17 protein-coding genes and 1 riboswitch are annotated in these 16475 nt (G+C 71.8%); of the genes, 9 read left to right on the top strand and 8 right to left on the bottom strand.

What is annotated here, in order from left to right; translation table 11 throughout:
• Positions 1-148 precede the first annotated feature (148 nt).
• From Q7L65_RS03160 to Q7L65_RS03150, 3 genes are all read left to right on the top strand, one after another.
• Positions 149-1546, top strand: a complete 1398-nt coding sequence (locus Q7L65_RS03160; protein ID WP_304718779.1) for an ammonium transporter — start codon at positions 149-151, stop codon at positions 1544-1546.
• Complete coding sequence (locus tag Q7L65_RS03155) at positions 1543-1914, top strand: P-II family nitrogen regulator (protein WP_304718778.1); 372 nt, start codon at positions 1543-1545, stop codon at positions 1912-1914. Before Q7L65_RS03160 ends, Q7L65_RS03155 begins: the two co-directional genes overlap by 4 nt.
• Positions 1915-2011: 97 nt before the next feature.
• Positions 2012-3190: a CdaR family transcriptional regulator gene (locus Q7L65_RS03150; protein WP_304718777.1), complete on the top strand. Its 1179-nt coding sequence runs from the start codon at positions 2012-2014 to the stop codon at positions 3188-3190.
• Positions 3191-3238: 48 nt separating this feature from the next.
• Here Q7L65_RS03150 and Q7L65_RS03145 read toward each other — a convergent pair whose 3' ends face one another.
• The 5 genes from Q7L65_RS03145 to Q7L65_RS03125 all read right to left on the bottom strand — a co-directional run bounded on the left by Q7L65_RS03145 (position 3239) and on the right by Q7L65_RS03125 (position 8426).
• Entirely contained in the window at positions 3239-4252 is a 1014-nt protein-coding gene (locus Q7L65_RS03145; RefSeq protein WP_304718776.1) for an ABC transporter substrate-binding protein, read from the bottom strand.
• On the bottom strand, positions 4249-5019 hold the full coding sequence (locus Q7L65_RS03140) for an ABC transporter permease (protein ID WP_304718775.1): 771 nt from the start codon (positions 5017-5019) through the stop codon (positions 4249-4251). The genes Q7L65_RS03145 and Q7L65_RS03140 overlap by 4 nt, the downstream gene beginning before the upstream one ends.
• A gap of 55 nt (positions 5020-5074) precedes the next feature.
• Positions 5075-5782, bottom strand: coding sequence for an ABC transporter ATP-binding protein (locus Q7L65_RS03135; protein ID WP_304718774.1), 708 nt, complete (start codon positions 5780-5782; stop codon positions 5075-5077).
• A 51-nt stretch (positions 5783-5833) separates the two neighbouring features.
• Positions 5834-5951, bottom strand: a riboswitch (TPP riboswitch).
• 176 nt (positions 5952-6127) lie between these two features.
• Positions 6128-7549, bottom strand: coding sequence for a VWA domain-containing protein (locus tag Q7L65_RS03130; protein ID WP_304718773.1), 1422 nt, complete (start codon positions 7547-7549; stop codon positions 6128-6130).
• Positions 7518-8426 carry a MoxR family ATPase gene (locus tag Q7L65_RS03125; RefSeq protein ID WP_304718772.1) on the bottom strand — a complete coding sequence of 303 codons (909 nt, stop codon included), beginning with the start codon at positions 8424-8426 and terminating at the stop codon, positions 7518-7520. The genes Q7L65_RS03130 and Q7L65_RS03125 overlap by 32 nt, the downstream gene beginning before the upstream one ends.
• Before the next feature lie 66 nt (positions 8427-8492).
• On the opposite strand from Q7L65_RS03125, the gene Q7L65_RS03120 reads away from it, so the two are divergent.
• The 5 genes from Q7L65_RS03120 to Q7L65_RS03100 all read left to right on the top strand — a co-directional run bounded on the left by Q7L65_RS03120 (position 8493) and on the right by Q7L65_RS03100 (position 12224).
• Positions 8493-8657, top strand: a complete 165-nt coding sequence (locus Q7L65_RS03120) for a hypothetical protein (protein ID WP_304718771.1) — start codon at positions 8493-8495, stop codon at positions 8655-8657.
• 73 nt (positions 8658-8730) lie between these two features.
• Positions 8731-10062 (top strand): PspC domain-containing protein, encoded by a 1332-nt coding sequence (locus Q7L65_RS03115; protein ID WP_304718770.1) that lies wholly within the window; start codon positions 8731-8733, stop codon positions 10060-10062.
• Between the two features lies 1 nt (position 10063).
• Positions 10064-10255 (top strand): hypothetical protein, encoded by a 192-nt coding sequence (locus Q7L65_RS03110; RefSeq protein ID WP_304718769.1) that lies wholly within the window; start codon positions 10064-10066, stop codon positions 10253-10255.
• Positions 10256-10269: 14 nt separating this feature from the next.
• Positions 10270-11526, top strand: coding sequence for an ATP-binding protein (locus Q7L65_RS03105; RefSeq protein WP_304718768.1), 1257 nt, complete (start codon positions 10270-10272; stop codon positions 11524-11526).
• Positions 11523-12224 (top strand): response regulator transcription factor, encoded by a 702-nt coding sequence (locus Q7L65_RS03100; RefSeq protein ID WP_304718767.1) that lies wholly within the window; start codon positions 11523-11525, stop codon positions 12222-12224. Before Q7L65_RS03105 ends, Q7L65_RS03100 begins: the two co-directional genes overlap by 4 nt.
• A gap of 1 nt (position 12225) precedes the next feature.
• On the opposite strand, the gene Q7L65_RS03095 is transcribed toward Q7L65_RS03100, so the two are convergent.
• From Q7L65_RS03095 to Q7L65_RS03085, 3 genes are all read right to left on the bottom strand, one after another.
• On the bottom strand, positions 12226-13119 hold the full coding sequence (locus Q7L65_RS03095) for a hypothetical protein (protein ID WP_304718766.1): 894 nt from the start codon (positions 13117-13119) through the stop codon (positions 12226-12228).
• 16 nt (positions 13120-13135) lie between these two features.
• Positions 13136-13639 carry an EVE domain-containing protein gene (locus Q7L65_RS03090; protein ID WP_304718765.1) on the bottom strand — a complete coding sequence of 168 codons (504 nt, stop codon included), beginning with the start codon at positions 13637-13639 and terminating at the stop codon, positions 13136-13138.
• An 81-nt stretch (positions 13640-13720) separates the two neighbouring features.
• Positions 13721-15145 (bottom strand): D-glucuronyl C5-epimerase family protein, encoded by a 1425-nt coding sequence (locus Q7L65_RS03085; protein WP_304718764.1) that lies wholly within the window; start codon positions 15143-15145, stop codon positions 13721-13723.
• Between the two features lie 165 nt (positions 15146-15310).
• Here Q7L65_RS03085 and Q7L65_RS03080 point away from each other — a divergent pair, with 165 nt between their 5' ends.
• Entirely contained in the window at positions 15311-16378 is a 1068-nt protein-coding gene (locus Q7L65_RS03080; protein ID WP_304718763.1) for a hypothetical protein, read from the top strand.
• Positions 16379-16475 lie beyond the last annotated feature (97 nt).

Below are 16475 nucleotides of genomic sequence, written 5' to 3'. Positions count from 1 at the left end.
TGGACAACGGGTGGCCCAGGAATCTTCGACACCCGTCCAATGTTTCGCCCCCCAAGGTTGCGGAGGATTTGCGACGCTCGCAATCGATTCAGGAGGGTTCGCAGTGCCTAAATCCCGTTTGGGGCGGGCCGCCGTTCTCGGCGTGCTCGTGACGCTTCTCTTGCCGGCCTCCGCCCTCGCCCAGGACGGCCCGACGCTCGACTCGCTCAAGAGCGAGCTCGACACCACGTGGGTGATGGTCGCCGCGTGTCTCGTCTTCTTCATGCAGGCAGGTTTCGCGTTCCTCGAGATCGGCCTGTCGCGCGGCAAGAACGCCGGCATGGGAATCGCCAAGATCCTCATCAACTTCTCGATCGGCTCGCTCCTGTGGTGGGCGGTCGGCTTCGGTTTTGCATTCGGTGGAGACCACACGATCATCGGATCAAGCGGATTCTTCATCGGCAACGGAACAGATGTCGCCGGCACTCCGGCCGATTCAGCTGAGCTGGGCTTCTTCGCCTTCCAGCTGATGTTCGCCTGCGTCTCGCTCGCGATCGTCTGGGGCTCGACGCTCGAGCGCATCAAGTTCGGTGTCTACATCATCTTCGGCGCCGTCTTCGTCGGCCTCATCTACCCGCTCGTCGCGCACGCGGCATGGAGCGGCTCGGGCATCCTCTCGAGAGTCGGCGGCGGCGTGCAGGACTTCGCCGGATCGTCCGTCGTGCACCTCACGGGCGCGACCGCGGCGTTCGCGGCCCTGGTGTTCCTCGGCCCGCGCAAGGGCAAGTTCGGCCCCGACGGCAGACCGCGCGCGATCCCGGGCCACAGCATGCCGCTGCTCGGGCTCGGCGTGCTGATCCTGTGGCTCGGCTGGTTCGGCTTCAACGGCGGCTCGACGCTGGGCACCAGCGGCAACAGCTTCGCCGAGGTCATCGCGGTCACGAACATGGGCGCGATCGGCGGCGTCATCGGCGCCACCTTCCTGATCTACATGCTGTCGAGAAAGCTCGACGTCGGCATGATGGGCAACGGCGCGATCGCCGGTCTCGTCGCGATCACGGCCCCGGCCGGCTACGTCGAGATGTGGGCGGCACCGATCATCGGCCTCGTCGGCGGTCTCGTCGTCGTCGCGGGCGTGCTCGCGATCGAGAAGAAGCTCGACGACCCGGTCGGCGCGCTGTCGGCGCACGGGCTCGCGGGCATCTGGGGCACGCTGTCGTGCGGTCTCTTCACGTCCGACCGCCTCGCGGAGTCGCTCGGCGTCGGCAAGGCCGGCCTCTTCTACGGCGGCGGGCTCGAGCAGCTGGGCGTCCAGGCCGTCGCGGTCCTGGTGACGTTCTTCGGCGTCTTCATCCTCTCGGCGATCACGTTCGGGATCATCAAGGCGACGATCGGGATGCGCGTCAGCGAAGAGGAAGAGGACGCGGGTCTCGACATCGCCGAGCACGGCATGTACGGCTACCCCGAGCAGTTCATCCCCGCCCCTGAGCTGATCGGCGTCGGCTCGCCCCGTCCCCAGTCCGGTGTGGCCGCCCCGGTCGGCAGCACCACGGAGGTCACCGCATGAAGCTCGTCGTGGCGTACATCCGGCATGAGGCCTTCGAGCCGATCCGCACGGAGCTGCTCGAGCTGGGGTTCCCGTCCCTGACGATCATCGAGGTCAAGGGATCGGGACGCCAGAAGGGCATCACCGAGCAGTACCGCGGCTCGGCGGTGACGAACTACCTGCGGCCGAAGATCAAGATCGAATGCGTCGTCGCCGACAGCGACGTCCAGACGATCGTCGACTCGATCCTCAAGCACGCGAGGACTGGCTCGATCGGGGACGGCAAGGTGTTCGTCATACCCGTCGAGCAGGCGTACCGGATCCGCACCGGCGAGTCCGGTGAGGAGACTCTCCAGATCCACCCGGACGCGGCGGCAGCCGCGACCTGAGCACGACGCGCGAGCACGGCATCGCCGGGTGGTGGGCGCAGTGCCCACCACCCGCCGTGCGCCGTGTGCCGTGCGCGTGAACCGGAGGGTGTCGCCAATGTCCCACGAGCTGCATCTCCAGCTCGTCGGCGCCGTGCTCGGTGGTGAGGGGCTCGTGCGCGTCGCGCAGCTCGTCTCCGCTGCCGTGCGCGCGCCCGTCGCGATCCTCGTGCCGCGGATCGCCGTCGCCGCCGCGTTTCCCGCCTCGATCGAGCTGGGAGCGCTGCGTCGCTACGCGAACGAACGTGTCGAGGGCCGTCGCGCCGCGCGCCCGCTGGAGCTGGTCGACGAGGCCCCCGTGGTCGCCGGCGAAGATCTGATCGGCGTCGTCGCGCTGCTGCGCGGATCGCAGCCGCCGCCGGCCGAGGCGCAGGAGCTGCTGCAGTTCGCGGCCGTCGCCTCGCTGACCGAGGTCGCGGTCGAGCAGGCCAAGCGCGAGGTCGAGCAGAGATTGCGCGGCTCGCTGCTGGAGGAGCTGCGCTCGCCCGCCGAGCAGCTCGACGCGCGCCAGGTCGTGCGTCGCGCGGCGCGCCTGGGCTGCGACCTGTCGCAGGGCGCGGTCGCGCTCTGCGCAAGCTTCGAGGGCGACGACGAGAGCGCGCAGCGGCGCGCCGTCGCGCTGATCGCCGAGCAGCATCCGGGCGCGCTCGCGCAGGCGCTCGACGGGCTCGTCTACGCGATCCTGCCGCCGCTGCCGCCGCAGAACGGCGACGCGGGCGACGACGTCGCCGCGCGCACGCTGACGGCCGCCCGGCGTCTGTCGCTGCGGCTGCAGACCAACGGCGTCGCCGGCATCTCCAGCTTCTGCGCCGATCCCGCGGCGCTGCCGCGCGCGATCCAGGAGGCGGAGCTGGTGCTCGACGTGCTGCGCCGCTCCAACGCGCCGATCGCCGAGGACGTCGGCCAGGGCACGTACCGGCTGCTGTTCCGCGTGCTCGCCTCGCACCCGGAGGAGCTGAGCAGCTTCTACCAGGAGACCGTCGCGCCGCTGGTGCGCTACGACGAACGTCACAGCAGCGAGCTGGTCAAGACGGTCGAGGCGTACCTCGCGCAGGACTGCAACGTCAACGCGACCGCCGCCGCGATCGGCGCCCACCGCCACACGATCGCCCATCGGCTGGACCGCGTGAAGGAGCTGACGCAGCTCGACCCGCTGCGCTCGGAGGACCGCGAGCGGCTCGGGCTCGGCCTGAAGGCCTACCGCATCATCGCGCCGACGCTGCCGCCGGCGCACTGATGCGGTGACCGTCGCCGCGGGGCGCCCGCGGCGGGCGCCCACGGCGAATCAGCCGGACTGGCCGGCGAGGAACTCGTTCGTGATCGCCGAAGCGCCCGCGTTCGGGTTCGTCGTCAGCAGGCCCTGGTTGAACATCCATCTGCCATAGGTGGTCCAGTCGTCCGGATCCTGCCAGCCCCACGGCTTCGAGCTGTCGGACGGGAAGAAGACCGGCAGCGTCGCTCTCACGCTCGCGAGCGCGAAGCCGGGGTCGAGGTCGGGCGCGGCCGCCACGAGCGAGTCGGTCGCCGCCTGCGGGTCCTCGCGCGTCGCCTCGTAGCCGCGCGCGAGCGCCTGCACGAACGCGCGCACGTCGTCGCCGCGCTCGCCGACGAAGTCCTTCGTGGAGGCGAGCACCAGCTCGTTGTACGTCGGCACGCCGACGTCCTCCATTCTGATGATCGTCGGGTTTCTTCTGGCGCGCTGCAACTGCACGCCCTCGACGTTCCAGAAGGCGCCGAGCGTCGCGTTGACTCTTCTCGACAGCATCGCCGGCACGAGGTTGAAGCCGACGCTGGTCTCCTTGACGGAGTCGAGCGGGACTCTGGCGGTCTCGAGGATCGTTCTGAGATACGCGCTCTGGTAGGGGATCCCGGCGGTGCCGACGCGGCCGCCTCTGAGGTCGGCCGGCGCTCTGACTCTTCTGTCGAGCGTCATCAGCGACGTCAGCGGCGTCTGCGCGACCGCGCCGATCGAGACGACCTGCGCGCCCTTGTCGCGCGCGATCAGCACCTCGGGCTCGTAGGAGATCGCGACGTCGACGCGACCGGCCTGCAGCAGCTTCAGCGGTGCGGCCGGATCGCCCGGGGTCTCGACCTTGACGTCGAGCCCGGCCTCGTCGAAGTCGCCGTTGGCGAGCGCGGCGTAGAGGCCGACGTGGTCGGGGTTGGGCAGGTAGTCGAGCATCACCGTGATCGTGCGCTTCTGCGCCGAGGGGGTGGTCGTCTCCTGCTTCTCGCCGCAGGCCGTGAGGCCGAGCATCGCCGTGGCGGCGAGGGCGAGGAGCGTGAGCGCGCGTTTCATCGTGTGGGTCCTCCTCTGGATTCAAACGCCCATGGCAGCATGCGCCGCTCGGCCCAGGACAGCAGGCCGAACAGCACGATCGCGAAGGCGGACAGGATCAGCACGGCGGCGTACGCGCGTGCGGTCAGCAGTTGGGGCACGGCCTGTTGCACGAGGTGCCCGAGGCCGGCGTCGGAGCCGGACTGCTCGGCGAAGACGGCGCCGATGACGGCGACGGCGACGGCGATCTTGGCACCGCTGAAGAGGCCCGGCAGCGCGGCCGGTGCCTCGACGAAGCGGAACGTGCGCAGGCGCGGGGAGTCGAGCGTGCGCATCAGGCGGCGCAGCTCGGGGTCGACGCCGGCGAGCGCGTCGAGTGTCGTGACGGCGATCGGGAAGAACGACACGAGCCCGATGATCACGAGCTTCGGCGCGAGGTCGAAGCCGAGCCAGACGACCAGCAGCGACGCCACGATCGGGATCGGGATCGTCTGCGAGGCGACCAGCAGGGGGTAGGTCGCGCGTCGCAGCGTGGGGGAGAGGTGGATCGCGACCGCGCACGCGAGCCCGGCGATCGCCGCGACGACGATTCCCAGCAGCACCTCGCCCGCGGTCACCTTGAAGTTGTCCCACAGCAGCGCGCGGTCGTCCCACAGGGCGGTGGCGACGTCGGCGGGCGACGGCAGCAGCAGCGGATCGACGTTGCCGTAGGTCGCGTACAGCTGCCACGCGCCGATGAGCGCGACGAGGATCGCGAGGGCGGGGAGGTAGCGGAGGGGCTTGCTCACGCGGCCGCTCCCGGTGCGGGGCGAGCGGCGTGGCGGCGGATCGCTGCGGCGCGGCTCACGCGGCCAGCCCCAGCGCCTGCAGCGCCCGTTCGCGCAGCTCCACGACCGCCGCGTCCGTGCGCTTGCGCGGGTGCGGCAGCGGGATCTCCAGGGTCAGCACCGCGCGGCCCGGGCGCGGCGACATCACGACGACGCGATCGGCCAGCAGGACCGCCTCCTCGACGTCGTGGGTGACGAGCACGACCGTGCGCGGCTCGGCCGCGAGCGTCGCGATCAGCCAGCCGTGCAGCTCCTGGCGTGTGAGCGCGTCGAGCGCGGCGAACGGCTCGTCGAGCGCGAGCACCGGCTTGCCCGCCAGCAGCGTGCGCACGAACGCGACGCGCTGGCGCATCCCGCCCGACAGCGCCGCGGGCCGCGCGCGCTCGAAACCGGCGAGGCCGAAGCGCGTGAACAGCGGCTGCGCCTGCGCGCGCGCCTCGTCGCGCCCGAGCCCTCTCGCCCGCAGCGCCAGCGCCGCGTTGTCGAGCGCGGAGGCCCACGGCAGCAGCAGGTCGCGTTGCGGCATCAGCACCGCAGGGTCGGATCTGACGCTGCCGCTGTCCGGCGGCTGCAGCCCGCAGATCAGCTCCAGCAGCGTCGACTTGCCGCAGCCGCTGGCGCCGACGACCGCGACCAGCTCGCCCGGCCGCGCGCGCAGCTCCATCCCGCGCAGCGCCTCGACGGCGCCGTCGCGGCCGTGAAAAGTGCGTCCTGCGCCTTCCACCAACACCCCGATCGGGGCTGAAACGGGTCGAGGCTCCATCACGGGAGCCTCGGTTGTCTCTGGCATCGCTCCCTCCGCGGGCATTACCCCACAGGTTCGAAGGGTCAGCGCCAGGTCTTTGAAGGCGCTATCTCAGCCGGCTCACCCGCCAGCCCCCCTGTATGTGCACGTCTACGACGGCAGCTTAGCGCGGCGCGTCGGATGTGAGGTGCGTCGTGCTCCAGCGATGCGGTCAACAACGGGCCCGGCGGGATGGTCGCGGTCGTACCGGTCTCCTCGAACGGGTACGGACTGCGCAGTCACGTAGAGCTGGAGCCAGGTGATCTCTGAAGGTCTGCAGGCGCTTCAGCGCGGCAGGTCGGATGCCGGTCCTGTCAGGGCCTTGACGAAGTCCTCCAGCTGGGCCGTCGTCCAGCACTCGAACGCGATGCAGTGCTTGGCGTAGGCGGCGATCACCGAGTCGCCGTAGTTCCAGTAGAGCTTCGGCTCGGGGTTGAGCCAGAAGGTGCGGCCGGCCTTCGCGGCGATCGCGGCGAAGACGTCGTCGCGCGGCGGGCGGCCGTTGGTGCGCGCGTCGCCGAGCACGATCACGGTCGCGCGCGGGCCGAGGTCGTCCTCCAGTTCGGCGAGGAACTCGGTCCAGACGCGGCCGTAGTCGGTGTAGCCGGAGACGTCGGCGACGCCCGCGTCGCGCGATATCGCGAGGCTCGCGGCCTCGAAGTCGCGCTCGCGCTCGAACACCTCCGTCACCTCGCTGATCCGCTCGATGAAGACGAACGAGCGCAGCTTGCGGAACGAGTCGTGCAGCGCGTGCAGCACCGACAGGAAGAAGACCGACGCTGACGCGACGCTGGTCGAGACGTCGCACAGCACGAACAGCTCCGGCCGCCGCGGCCGCTTCGGGCGGTATCTCAGCACCACCGGCACGCCGCCGGTCTCCAGCGACGCGCGCATCGTGCGGCGCACGTCGACGTGCGCGTGGCTGCGGTGGCCCTTCTTCTCGTGACCCTGCGTCGCGAGCCGGCGCTTCAGCTGCACGACGACCTTGTGGACCGCCGCGAGATCCTGGATCGGGCCGCCCGGCAGCGAGCGGTCGAGGTCGCTCAGCGGCCGCGCCGGCGGCAGTCTCCGCGTGCGCTCGATCATCGCCCGCTCCAGCTCTCTGCGCAGCTGCTGCTCGAAGCGGCGCAGCTGGTCGCGCGGGATCCCGTCGTGGCGCGGGTCGTCCTGCGGCAGCTCCGGCTGCGGCTCCGCCCTCAGGCCGAGCTGGCGGCGGATCCGCTGCACGTCGACGCCGATCACGCCGGAGCCGTCGCCGCGGTCGCCGAACGCAGCGATCGCGAGCCGCGCGAGGTCCTGCATGCCGCCCTCGCCGCCGTCCTGCAGCGCCTGCGCGATCTGCTGGCGCAGTTCGTCGAGGTCGATCTGCTCGGAGCCGTCGAAGCCCGCGCCCTCTCTGATCTGGTGCTGCGCCGCCTGGTGCTCGGCGGCGCGGAAGAAGAAGCGGTCGAAGACCAGCTCGAAGATGCGGCGGTCGTCTGGAGATTTCGCAAGCGTCGCCGCGAGCGCCTCGCGGAAGTCGTCGCGCTGCCCCCAGCCGACCTCTCTCAGCGCGGCGAACGAGTCCAGCAGCTCGGAGGTCCCGATCGAGACGCCCTCGCTGCGCAGCTGGTCCGCGAAGCCGATCAGCTGCGCGTCGATGCCGGCGTCCGGGCGCGGCGCCGGGGGCTGCGGGTCAGCCGCGGCGGGCGGATCCGAGGGCGCCATCGGGCGCTCCTTCGAGCCGCACGCCGACGCGCGCGGCGACCAGCTCGAGGTCGGTGCGGTGCTTGACGATCACGCTCATCGTCTCGCGGAAGATTCTCGCGTCGAGGTCGTCGGCGCCGAGCAGCAGCAGCGCGCGCGCCCAGTCGATCGACTCCGCGATCGAGGGCGGCTTCTTCAGGTCCAGCGCGCGCACCTCGTGGACGATCTCGACGAGCTTGCGCGAGATCGTCTCACTCAGCTCCGGCGTGTGCAGGCGCACGATCTCGAGCTCGTGCTCGGCGTCGGGGTAGTCGACCCAGAGGTAGAGGCAGCGGCGCTTGAGCGCCTCGGTCAGCTCGCGCGAGTTGTTCGACGTCAGCAGCACGACCGGCTGCGTGCGCGCGTCGATGCGGCCCAGCTCGGGGATCGAGATCTGGAAGTCGGACAGCAGCTCGAGCAGCATCGCCTCGAACTCTTGGTCGGTCTTGTCGATCTCGTCGATCAGCAGCACGACCGGCTCGGGCGACGCGATCGCCGTCATCAGCGGGCGGGCGAGCAGGAACTCCTCGCCGAAGATGTCGTCCTGCACCGCTTCCCAGCCGGTGCCGGCCGCCTCCGCCTGGATCCGCAGCAGCTGCTTGCGGTAGTTCCACTCGTACAGCGCCTTCGCCTCGTCGAGGCCCTCGTAGCACTGCAGCCGCACCAGTTCGCGGCCCAGGTACTTCGACAGCGCCTTCGCCAGCTCGGTCTTGCCGACGCCCGCGGGACCCTCGACCAGCACCGGCTTGCCGAGCTTCGCGGCGAGGTAGGCGACGAGTGCGGTCGACTCGCCGGGAAGGTAGCCGGCGGCGCGCAGGCCCGCGGCGACCTCCGCGACCGATGTGGGCTCGATCGGCATGCGACGGCGAATGATAGGGGCTGGCCGGCACGCGACTCGCCGACACCTGGGAAGATCCCCGCCTCGATGGACCCGGCGCTCGCCCCTTACGTGATCGGAATGGCGCTCGGCTTCGTGGTCGGGACGTTCGGCCACGTGATCAAGTCCAGAACCTTGATCGCAACGGGGATCGCGATCATCTTCGCGGTCGCCGTGGTGCTGCCGCTGCTGCGTTTCGGGCAACCTGACTGAGGGCCCGTCGGGGTCGCTCCCTAGGGAGCATTCCCAATAGGCACGGGCGACGCCGAACGGCAGTCTTGCTGCCATGACCACGACCGACAGCACCGAGAGAGGACCGCGGCGCCTGGAGCGCAGCCGCGACGACAAGGTGATCGCCGGCGTCTGCGGCGGCGTCGCCCGCTACTTCAGCGTCGACGCGACGATCGTGCGCGTCGTGACCGTCGCGCTGCTGGCCTTCGGCGGCTTCGGCGCGTTTCTTTACCTGGCAGCCTGGCTGCTGGTGCCCGAGCAGGGTGAGGCGCGGCCGCTGCTGGGCCGCTCCGACCAGCGCCGCAGCGTGCAGGCCGCCGCGATCGCGGCGTTCTCGCTGCTCGCGATCGCCGCCGTCGCCGCGTGGTCGGCGCTCGGCCTGTGGTTCGGCGGCTGGCCGCTGCTGCTGTTGGTCGCTGGCGGAGCAGTCGTCTGGTTCGTGAGCGAGCGGGGGGATGTCAACACGGACGCGCCGCTGTCTGGCGGTGCGACCGCCGCGCCGCCGCGCCCGACTCAGCCCGCCGCCGGACCGAGCACGTCCGTGGTGCGCGCGAGTGCCGCCGGCCTGTCGACCGAGCGCGCGACCGTCGATCCCGATGCCGAGACCTTCGTCGCTGACGGGGCGAACGCCCCCGAGGACCCGACGCTGATCGCCGACCCCGCGCCGGACGTGCCGCCGGAGGCGGCGCGCCGCCGGGGCTCGGCGGGCGTCACCGCGCTCGCGACGGGCGGCGTGCTCGTGCTGCTGGCCGCCGCGATCGGGCTCGACGCGACCGACGCGGTCGACCTCGGCTGGGGCGGGATCGTCGCGGTCGCGATCGTGCTGACCGGCGTCGCGCTCGTCGTCAGCGCCTTCTACGGCGGCGCGCGCGGGCTGATCCCGGTCGGGCTGCTGCTCGCGGTCGTGCTCGGCGGCGCCGCGGCCGCCGGCGTCTCGCTCAACGGCGGGATCGGCGAGCGCGAGTACCGCGTCACCGACGGCGACATGCTGCGCGCCCGCTACGAGCTGGGGATCGGGCACCTGATGCTCGACCTGCGCGGGATCGAGCTGGCACGCGGCGTCACGCACGTGAGAGCGGACCTCGACGTCGGGCTGCTGGAGATCGTCGGCGCCGACGCGCGGATGGAGGACGGCGACACGACGCTGCGCTCCGGCCGCGACGGCAGCGGCGACGGCGGCCTCGACGTGCGTCGCACGATCGTCGTCGGCAGGGGCGACCGCCTGTTGGAGATCGACGCCCACGTCGGCGTCGGCGCCCTGACGGCGAAGAACAACCTCAGCGGCGACGACCTCAACTGGTCGAGCCGCACGATCGGGTCGACGGGTGGGCGCCGCTGCATCAAACTCGGCTTTGCGACCACCCAGCCGTCCTGCGAAGGTGCCTGAGATGCGGCGTGAACGGGAGCTGCACCTGCCGTCCCTGGTCGTCGGGATCGGGCTGGTCCTCATCGGGATCGGGCTGCTGCTGGACTCGCTCGACGTGCTCGACCTCAGCGCCGGCGCGATCGGCCCCGTGCTGCTGGCGGTCGCCGGCGCCGGCCTGCTCGCCAGCGGCCTGCGCGACCGGCAGCGGCGTTGAGACAATCGACCGCGATGTCGCGCGACGAAGCCACGGCGGCGAAGCCGCCGTTGCGCCGGCTGCCGGACGAGGCGTCGCTGGCCGGCGTCTGCGCCGGCATCGCCCGCCACCTCGGCGTCGAGACGATGTACGTGCAGGTCGTCTTCATGCTGCTGACGATCTTCGGCGGGGTCGGCGTCGTCGTCTATGCACTCGGCTGGGCGCTGCTGCCGGCGATCCACACGCAGCCGCCGGAGCAGCGGCGCGCCTGGAACGATCGTGGCGGCTTCACGCGCGAGGTGATCGGCGCCGTGCTGTTGACCGCAGCGGGCCTGCTGATCCTGCGCCAGTTCGGCTTCTGGTTCGGCGACGAGCTGGTCTGGCCGCTGCTGCTCGCGTCCGCCGGCGTCGGGCTGATCTGGCGCCAGGCCGACAAGGCCGCGGCCTGGACGCCGGCCGAGTTGCGCCACCCGCTCGACGGGCTGCGCGCCCGCATGCGCGGCGAGCGCGGCGCCGACGGCCGTCGCACGGCGCTCGGCGCGGCGCTCGTGCTGCTGGCCGCGTTCGTGCTGCTCAGCTCGACCGGCGCGCTGCGGGCGCTCGGCAACGCGATCGGCGGCGTCGTCGTGCTGGCGGGCGCGGTCGCGCTCGTGTTCGGCCCGTGGCTGGTGCGGATGGGCCGTTCGCTGGCGGACGAGCGCGCGGAGCGGATCCGCTCGCAGGAGCGCGCCGAGGTCGCCGCCCATCTGCACGACTCGGTCCTGCAGACGCTGGCGCTGATCCAGAAGCGCGCGGAGGATCCGCGCGAGGTCGCCAGCCTCGCGCGCCAGCAGGAGCGCGAGCTGCGCCACTGGCTCAGCGACCGGCCGGCGAAGCCGGCGGGGGAGAGCCTCGCCGCGGCGCTGGAGGAGGCGGCGAGCGAGGTCGAGCGGTTGCACGGCGTCCCGATCGAGGTCGTGATGGTCGGCGACAGCCCCGTCGACGAGCGGCTCGCGGCGCTCGTCTCGGCCGCGCGCGAGGCGATGTCGAACGCGGCGAAGTTCGCCCGCAGCGCGAAGGTCGACCTCTACGCCGAGGTCTCGCCGGGCCGCGTCGAGGTCTACGTGCGCGACCGCGGCGTCGGCTTCGACCCGGCCGCGATCCCAGCCGACCGCCGCGGCGTGCGCGAGTCGATCGTCGGCCGGATGGAGCGCCACGGCGGCCGCGCGGTCGTGCACGCGGCGCCGGGCGAGGGAACGGAGATCGAGCTGACGATGGAGCTGCCGGTGGAACCGCCCGAGGAGCGAACATGAGCGGTGTGCGCGTGCTGATCGTCGACGACCACCAGCTGTTCCGCGCGGGCGTGCGGGCCGAGCTGGGGGATCGCGTCGAGGTCGTGGGGGAGGCGGACGGGGTCGAGCAGGCGGTCGCGCTGATCGCCGAGCTGACGCCGGACGTCGTGCTGCTCGACGTGCACATGCCCGGCGGCGGCGGGGTCGAGGTGATCCGCCAGACCGCGCCCGCGCAGCCGGGCGTGCGCTTCCTCGCGCTGTCGGTCTCCGACGCGCCCGACGACGTGATCGCCGTGATCCGCGCCGGCGCGCGCGGCTACGTGACGAAGACGATCTCCGCGGACGAGCTGGTCGAGGCGGTCCAGCGGGTCGCCGACGGCGACGCGGTCTTCTCGCCGCGGCTGGCCGGCTTCGTGCTCGACGCCTTCTCGCTCGGCGCGGGGCAGACGGCGGCGCCCCACGGCACGGCGCCCGCCGGTGTGTCGGCCGACCCGGCCGCGCAGGACGACGACCTCGACCAGCTGACCGCGCGCGAGCGCGAGGTCCTGCGCCACATCGCGCGCGGCTACATGTACAAGGAGGTGGCGCTGCGACTGGGGATCTCGACGAAGACGGTCGAGGCGCACGTCTCCGCGGTGCTGCGCAAGCTGCAGCTGTCCAACCGCCACGAGCTGAGCCGCTGGGCGGTCGAGCGGCGGATGCTCGACGGCGACGACTGACTCAGCTGTTGTCGTCCCACAGCCGCTCGGGCTGCGGCAGCCGCTGCGTCGGCGGCTCCTCGTCGACGTCGAGCGGCGGACGGGCACGTCTACGCACCACGGGCGGAGGTGGTGGCGGGGAGGGGATTCGCTTCGTTGGAGCGTCTGAGGAGGGCACGCGCTTCGTCGGCGCCTCCTCCCAGTCCGGCGGCGGATCGGACGGCGCGTCGTCCCAGATCGCGCGCTTCTCGGGCGCGTCGTCGGGCTCCCGCGCGCGCTCGGGCATGCGCTCGCGCGGGGGCCCGGGCGGGGGATCCGCGGGGGCGTCCTCCCACACGGCGCGCTCCGACGCGAGCGGGCGCGTCGGCTCGGTGCCCGGCGCCGGCCGCGGACGGCGCCGGCGCGCGGCGCGCTCCTCGGGACTCGTCTCGGCGGCGGGACCCTCCGGCTCCGGCCTGTGGGCGGCGCGCATCCGCGCGCCCGCGTAGGTCAGCAGCCCCGCGGCGCCGAGCGCGAAGAAGATCCCCCACTGGATCCCGACGTTGCCGACGCCGCTGCCGTCGACGTCGGGCTTGTCGAACAGGCGCCAGATCAGCAGCAGCGCCGTCCAGCCGCCGGCGATCATGACAATCGTGCCGTCGCCGCCCGGCAGGTGGAAGCTGCGGCCCTCAGCGCGCGCGAACAGCAGGAACAGGACCGCGATCGCGACCAGCAGCACGGCCGCTTCGACGAACGAGAAGACGCCGAACGCGTTCATGTTGTCGCCGACGAGCTTGCCGCCCGTTCTGTCGTTGACGACCGCGTTGAGCTGGTACCACGGCAGGAACATCGTCAGGAACAGCAGCAGCGCCGCGCCCGCCGCCATCCGCCCGTCGGGCGCCAGTCCGCGCCACGCTCTGCTCAGTCGTGTCAACACCGCGTCCGCTCCCCGCTCATGCGCGCATGCCGGCGCCCAGACGCGCGTCCGCGGCGGCGGGCGCGCCCGCTGCCGCCCGCAGGCGCGCCAACAGGACCCCCGTGTCGTGCTCGGAGACGGTCCTCAGCTGCCCCTGAAAGGCGAGCGTCCAGTGCTCGCGCGGCCACTTTGCGACGTGGTCGAGCGTGTCCGCCAGCGTCTCGGCCGGGACCCACTCCTGCTCGGGAACGACGATCTCCGGCCGCGTCGCAAAGCGCCACGGATAGATGTCGGCACGGCCCGTCCGGCCCGGCCACAGCACCGTGCGCTGCTCGAACAGCTCGCCGGTCACGACGATGCTCGCCGCGAAAGACGAGACGCGCGTGAGGTAGAGCACGATGCGGTCGCCGACGGCGATCCGCAGTGCGCGGTTGCGGTTGCGCTCCTTCACGCCGATCACGCCGTGGGCGTGTGCCCGCGTCGCGGCGTAGTTCTCCGGAGAACACGTCAGGACCCACGTCTTGGGCGTCTCGTCGACCACCAACGCGATTGTACGCGTGGGCGCGTTTCGCCACACGCGCCGTGCCGTCCGGCGGACGGGCGGCACGGCGCGTGCGGCGGATCAGACTCTCGCTCTGCCGGGTCTGCCGACGACGGTGATCGTCGCCTTCGTCGTGCCGTAGTTGCCGGCGAGGTCGGTGCCCGACAACACGAGGTCGTAGGTCCCGGGCGCCGACGGCACCTTCCACGCGTAACCGTGCGGGCCGCGGGAGACGGTCGCGCTGGTCGCCAGCGCCGTCGCGCCGTCGCGGCGGATCGTCAGGCCGACCTTCGACATCTTCGAGACCTCGAAGCGCACGAGCGCGGTCGAGCCGGCGCGCACGCGCGTCGTCAGCAGCTCCAGCTCGGGCGGCGCCTTCAGGTAGCCGCTGAAGCGTCTGTCGGCCTGGCACCAGAAGGCGATCTCGGAGCGGTCGCAGAGGTTGTGGATGAAGGTCGTGACCTCGGTCTGGTAGTTGAGGTCGGCCTCCGCACCACCGATCTGGTAGAGCGACCAGGCGCCCGTGTCGGTCGCGGCGAGGTCGAGCCGCGCCTGGCGCTCGCCGGCCTTGAACAGCGTGCGTGCGCGGGCGTCTCTGGAGATCTCCCAGTAGTCGTTGAGCCCGACGAGCGTCTGCACGAAGCCGTTGATGACCTGCTGGCTGGGGGCGAAGGAATAGAGCAGGAAGCGGCGCCCGCTGCTCGTCTTGACGCCGACGCCCGTCGTCGCGTTGACGCTGAACAGCTGCACGCCCTTCTTCGCGGTCGCGAGGTAGGCGGGCTTCTTCAGCAGCTCGGCGGCGCGCGCGTAGACCTGCAGGCCGGTCGCCTGCGCCATCGCGCTCGCCCACGGCGGCCGGCCGCCGCCGAAGTAGAAGTAGTACTCCCAGGCGAGCGCGCCGCCGCGCGTGGACGCCAGCGACGTCATCTCGTCGAGCAGCTCGCCGAGTCTGCGGCCGTCTCTGGACATCCACAGCCCGTTGCCCTTGCCGAACGTGCCGAGCACCTGCAGCTGGATCCCCTCGCCGGGGTAGTACTGCCACACCAGTTCGCTGTCGTTGAACTCGACCCGCTCGCCGTAGGACAGCAGTCGGCCGGTCGTCCACCACTCGCGGTTGCGCTTCAGCGTCGTGAAGATCGCCGGCAGCCGCGAGGCGGTCAGGTCGCCGCGCGAGGCCATGAAGTTCGTGTTGTTGATGACGCCCTGCAGCGCGTCGCCGCGGCTGCCGGACAGTCTGCTGCGGGTCCGCAGCGCGTCGTCGTAGATCGCGCGGTACTCGTCGTGCTGCGCGTCCGTGATCTGACCGCGGCTCAGCAGCTTCTTCAGCTCGCCGCGGACGGTGAGAGCGGCGGCGCGCCGGGCTTGGGGCGTGCTGCTGCGCGCCAGCCGCGCCTGCGCGGCCGGGCTGGCGGCGCGCGCGGCGGCCGCTCTGAACTGCCGCGGCGTCGGCAGATCTGCCAGCGGGCTGCCGATCGGCGGCAGCGCGCGATCGGTGCGCTGATGCACTCTGCCCTGTCCGTCCATCACGAGAACGGGGCTGGCGGCGGCTGAAGCGGAACTTGAAAGCAATGCACCTGCGACGATGCATGCCGACAACGTGGGCAGAGAAGGCACGCGGCTGAGTCTTACGCCCGCTGCCGCCCGTCGCCACCAGTGAGAAGGAGATTGCACGTGAACCATCGTGTCCTGGAACACCGAGCACGCGCCGTTGTCGCGCTGCTGCTCGCGCTGCTCGCGGCGGTGACGCTCGCGGCCTGCGGCAGCGACGACAAGGACAGCTCCGGCAGCAGCGGTGGCGGTGGCGGCGACACGGCCGACGCGCAGACGCTGCTGAGAGAGACCTTCAGCGGCACGAAGGACGTCAGAAGCGGCAGATTCGCGCTCAGCCTCAGAGCGGGCGAGAGCGGCGGCGAGCAGATCGCCGTCAGCATCGGCGGCCCGTTCGAGTCGATCGGCGGCGACGCCTACCCGAAGTTCGCGATCACGGCGGTCGTCAGAGGCGGCGGCCTCGACATCAGCGGCGGGCTGACCTCGACGAGCGACAGACTGTACGTCGAGTACGGCGGCAACGCCTACGAGGTCCCCGCCGAGTACCTCGATCTGGCCAGACAGCAGACGGGCACGCAGGACAGAGCGATCCCGGAGCTGCCGGACTTCGATCCGCTCAGCTGGGTCACCGACCCGACCGTCGTCGGCACCGAGGACGTCGGCGGCGTCGAGACACAGCACATCAGCGCCGGGCTGAACGTGACCGCGCTGATGGACTCGATCGACAGAGTGCTCGCCGAAGTCGGCAGACAGGGCCTCGGCGCGGCCGCCGGCGGCCAGGTGCCGAGCTCGATCCCCGCCGACACGCGCGCGCAGATCGAGAGAGCGGTCAGAGATCCGAGAGTCGACATATGGACCGGCAGCGACGACAAGACGCTGCGCAAGCTGCAGGTCGACACCGGCATCGAGCCGGAGGCCGGCAGAAGCGGCACCGCCTCCTTCTCGCTGGAGCTGTCTGACCTCAACGAGGCGCAGACGATTGAGCCGCCCGCGAACACGAGACCGATCGACGAGCTGCTCGGCGCGGTCAGCGGGCTGCTCGGCAGCGCGGTGAGCCCCGGCACTGATAGCGGCGGCAACGACCCGAGCGCCTCCTCCGACGCGCTCGGCGAGTACCAGAGATGTGTCGTCGACGCCGGTTCCGACGTCGCGAAGGTGCAGCAGTGCACGAGACTGCTGCAGGCCAGATGACGCACTGAGCATGCGCGGGTCCCGCCGGCCGGCGGGACCCGCCGTGCGCCCGGACGCGGCGCGCGCGTCGCAACGCGCGCGCCGCACGCGCGACCGC

Origin of the sequence: Conexibacter sp. CPCC 206217 (assembly GCF_030646165.1) — a bacterium.
Taxonomy (GTDB): Bacteria; Actinomycetota; Thermoleophilia; order Solirubrobacterales; family Solirubrobacteraceae; genus Conexibacter.
Note: the sequence above shows the minus strand (reverse complement) of the source record. Positions and strands in the feature narration are given on the sequence as shown.

Bases quoted from the DNA above. Each gene is read 5' to 3' on its own strand.
- Q7L65_RS03145 (WP_304718776.1), bottom strand. From the start codon at position 4,252: ATGAAACGCGCGCTCACGCTCCTCGCCCTCGCCGCCACGGCGATGCTC.
- Q7L65_RS03120 (WP_304718771.1), top strand. From the start codon at position 8,493: ATGGACCCGGCGCTCGCCCCTTACGTGATCGGAATGGCGCTCGGCTTC.
- Q7L65_RS03110 (WP_304718769.1), top strand. From the start codon at position 10,064: ATGCGGCGTGAACGGGAGCTGCACCTGCCGTCCCTGGTCGTCGGGATC.
- Q7L65_RS03100 (WP_304718767.1), top strand. From the start codon at position 11,523: ATGAGCGGTGTGCGCGTGCTGATCGTCGACGACCACCAGCTGTTCCGC.
- Q7L65_RS03155 (WP_304718778.1), top strand. From the start codon at position 1,543: ATGAAGCTCGTCGTGGCGTACATCCGGCATGAGGCCTTCGAGCCGATC.
- Q7L65_RS03150 (WP_304718777.1), top strand. From the start codon at position 2,012: ATGTCCCACGAGCTGCATCTCCAGCTCGTCGGCGCCGTGCTCGGTGGT.
- Q7L65_RS03115 (WP_304718770.1), top strand. From the start codon at position 8,731: ATGACCACGACCGACAGCACCGAGAGAGGACCGCGGCGCCTGGAGCGC.
- Q7L65_RS03105 (WP_304718768.1), top strand. From the start codon at position 10,270: ATGTCGCGCGACGAAGCCACGGCGGCGAAGCCGCCGTTGCGCCGGCTG.
- Q7L65_RS03125 (WP_304718772.1), bottom strand. From the start codon at position 8,426: ATGCCGATCGAGCCCACATCGGTCGCGGAGGTCGCCGCGGGCCTGCGC.
- Q7L65_RS03130 (WP_304718773.1), bottom strand. From the start codon at position 7,549: ATGGCGCCCTCGGATCCGCCCGCCGCGGCTGACCCGCAGCCCCCGGCG.